The sequence below is a fragment of the Kitasatospora sp. NEAU-CNBT7 genome, from assembly GCF_057220535.1.
On record NZ_JBXQQB010000118.1, the window covers coordinates 1 to 2,830 of the forward strand.

The 2,830-nt window shown below is 72.2% G+C and carries 4 protein-coding genes and 2 pseudogenes; 2 read left to right on the forward strand and 4 right to left on the reverse strand.

What is annotated here, in order from left to right:
• Window positions 1-128: 128 nt before the first annotated feature.
• Window positions 129-271, forward strand: a pseudogene (locus AC2TEW_RS38835) (IS6 family transposase); the annotation flags it as partial.
• A gap of 41 nt (window positions 272-312) precedes the next feature.
• Here the strand turns inward: AC2TEW_RS38835 and AC2TEW_RS38840 are convergent.
• The 3 genes from AC2TEW_RS38840 to AC2TEW_RS38850 form a co-directional block, all read right to left on the reverse strand.
• Window positions 313-513 (reverse strand): hypothetical protein, encoded by a 201-nt coding sequence (locus AC2TEW_RS38840; protein WP_484627841.1) that lies wholly within the window; start codon window positions 511-513, stop codon window positions 313-315.
• Window positions 514-936: 423 nt separating this feature from the next.
• A complete protein-coding gene (locus AC2TEW_RS38845) occupies window positions 937-1,305 on the reverse strand; it encodes a PIN domain-containing protein (RefSeq protein ID WP_484627844.1) in 369 nt (122 codons plus the stop codon).
• 5 nt (window positions 1,306-1,310) lie between these two features.
• A complete protein-coding gene (locus AC2TEW_RS38850; RefSeq protein WP_484627842.1) occupies window positions 1,311-1,568 on the reverse strand; it encodes an Arc family DNA-binding protein in 258 nt (85 codons plus the stop codon).
• A 154-nt stretch (window positions 1,569-1,722) separates the two neighbouring features.
• Here AC2TEW_RS38850 and AC2TEW_RS38855 point away from each other — a divergent pair, with 154 nt between their 5' ends.
• Window positions 1,723-2,433, forward strand: coding sequence for a zeta toxin family protein (locus AC2TEW_RS38855; protein WP_484627843.1), 711 nt, complete (start codon window positions 1,723-1,725; stop codon window positions 2,431-2,433).
• Window positions 2,434-2,482: 49 nt separating this feature from the next.
• Here the strand turns inward: AC2TEW_RS38855 and AC2TEW_RS38860 are convergent.
• Window positions 2,483-2,830, reverse strand: a pseudogene (locus AC2TEW_RS38860) (DDE-type integrase/transposase/recombinase); the annotation flags it as partial.

Sequence of the window (2,830 nt, forward strand, 5' to 3'; positions counted from 1 at the left end):
CGTACAAGGCCACGGCATCGGCCTTGAACTCGTCCGAGTAGTCCTTCATCGCCATCGGCGGTGTTCTCGCTTCCTCCGGATCAAGCAGATCCAGTATCAGCGTGTCCACCCATCAGGGCGAAGCCCCCCTCGCCGCGTTCAGCGGCATCTCACCCCACTTCCGACCCGGCCGCCACCTCTCACCGCCGCCCGCTACCGCCTCGAAATGATCATCCGCTTCACCATCTGGAACCACATCACCGGTGCCACCGGCCTGCCCACCACGGCCTGAACCAGCACCCCCATCGGGGCCCAGCATGCCCCGACACGGCGTCAGACGATCAAGCACCCGACAACGTGACAACGCCCCTGCTCCTCGTCGAGGCCGGTGACCGCGAGGAGCAGGTCGATCATTTGCTCCTCGTCCGTCGGGCCGAGCAGCCGCACCGCCCGGGCGATCTGCCCGGCCCAGAGCTCCTCGGTGATGCAGGGGCGGCGCTGATAGTCGGCGGCGGGTTCAACCAGGTGCGCCACGCACGCAGCAGCCGCTCGCCGTCGAACCGCGCGACCTCGCCGACAGCAGAGGAGTCCGGCACCCGCCGCACCAGCAACTCCCGCGCCGCGACCACCGCCCCGCACACGTCGCACAGCTCCGGCCTGTCGCCGGACCCGGTCCCCGCAGCGTCGGAGCGGCTCATGATTCCGGTCTACGCCCCCGCTCCCGCCGGGCGCGACCGGAAGCGGAAGCGTCCCGGGAAGGGAGCCAGAGGGCCGGCGGTGCAGAGCCTGCGTCTGCCGGGAGGGATCCCGGGCAGCGGGGCCGCCGCCTCCGAACGACTCGGCGTCACCACCGTGGAATCCTCGCTGCCGCCCGCTACTCGATCTCCGGAAGTCTCCGGGCGGTGGACGGCTGGCAGCGGCGGCCCCGCTGCCCGGCCGGGGCCTGGTCGGGCAGGGTCACGGGGTGAGGTCGATGACGCGCACCGGCTCGCCCTTCCAGCGGGCCGGGTCGACAGTGGCGACGACCGCGCCGTCCGGGCGCTCCGGGGTCGGGGCGACGGCGTAGCGGGTGTGGGCCTGGGCCCAGGTGTTCTCGGCGGCGACCGCCAGGACGGCAGCGAGGTCGAGGTCGAGCACGGTGACGCCGGGCAGAGCGGCGAGGTGTTCGGCGGTGCCGGGGCGCTTACGGTCGGCTTCCACCAGGGCGCAGGCCGGGGCGTAGAGGTACCAGCCAGCTTCGGCGTGGGCACGGTGGATGAGGCGGGAGGCGAGGATGTTGCCGCGGCCGGCTGCGACCATGGCGGTGTCGTCGAGGACGACGTGCAGGTCGGTCACTGGCCGCCTGCCTGGGCCAGGCGGCGGTCGAGTTCGTCGTCCAGCTGCTTGGTGTGCGCGGCGTCGGGGTTGTAACCGTTCCAGGCCTGGAGCTTGTGGCGGGCCTGTTCGGCGCGTTCGGCGCGTTCGGCGGGGGTGAGCAGGGTGTCGGCGAGGCGGGCCAGGTAGGCGCGCAGCGACAGGTGTTCGGCGGCGGCGACCTCGGCGAGGCGGTCGCGGGTCTCGGCGGGGATGCGCACGTTGGCGTCGGCCATCGGGTGGTGCTCCTCTCGGTCCCCCTCAGGATACGGGTACGTACCCGCACCCTCAAGTGGGGTACGTACCCGTACCCGTACCCGTACCCGTACCCGCTATCGTGTCCGTGGGCGGACGCCCCGAACAAAGTCCGAAGCGGCGAGGAGCAGCGGGTTGAAGGAGTGGAGCACCGTCCCGGCGGCGTTGTCGGATACCGAGAGCGCCGCGGTGCTGGAGCAGGTCGTCCTTCCGGCCGGGATCGGGCGGGCGGTCCGTCAGGAGCGGCCGGTGGTGGTGTTCGTGGCCGGGCAGGCCGGCAGCGGCAAGACGTTCGTCGTGGATCTGGTGCACGCGGCGCTCGCCAGGCGGGGTGGGGCGGTGCGGGTGGACCGTGACGCCTACAAGGCCGTCCACCCCTCCTACCCCGGGTTCCTGGTCGAGGACGTGCGCACGGCCGGGGTGCGGGTGCGCACGGACACCTATGGCTGGCAGGCTCGGCTGGAAGCCGGGCTGCGGGAGGGCCGGTTCGACGCGGTGGTGGAGGCGGCGCTGGGCCGCCCCGAGGAGTTCCTGGCCGAGATCGCCGCGTACCGGCGGGCCGGCTACCGCATCGAGGTCGTGGCCCTGGCCGTGCCGGAGGCGCTTTCCCAGCTCGGTGTCCTGGACCGCTACCTGCGCCTCGCCGTCGAGGGCCGGGCCCGGTACGTGGGTTGGGACAACCACGACGCCTGCGCCGCAGCCCTGCCTGCGGCGCTCGCCGCAGTGGAGGCCGGGCACCTGGCCGACCGGGTGTTCGTGGTACGGCGCGGCACCGACACCCTGCTGGAGACCGTGTACGCCAACGAGCTCGCCCCGGACGGCGTTGTCACGTTGTCGGGTGCTTGATCGTCTGACGCCGTGTCGGGGCATGCTGGGCCCCGATGGGGGTGCTGGTTCAGGCCGTGGTGGGCAGGCCGGTGGCACCGGTGATGTGGTTCCAGATGGTGAAGCGGATGATCATTTCGAGGCGGTAGCGGGCGGCGGTGAGGAGGTGGCGGCCGGGTCGGAAGTGGGGTGAGATGCCGCTGAACGCGGCGAGGAACCGCTGCGCGGCGCCGACCGATCGGAAGCCCTTCATGGCGCGTTCGCGCTGCTCGTGGGTTGGTGGCTGTTCTCGGCCCGGTTGTTCAGGCCCTTGTGGGAGCGGTGCTCGACCGAGGGCATGACCTCGCGGCGGGCGGCGCCGTAGCTCTTGAGCCTGTCGGTGACGATCACCCGCGGCACCGTGCCGGTCTCCTTGAGG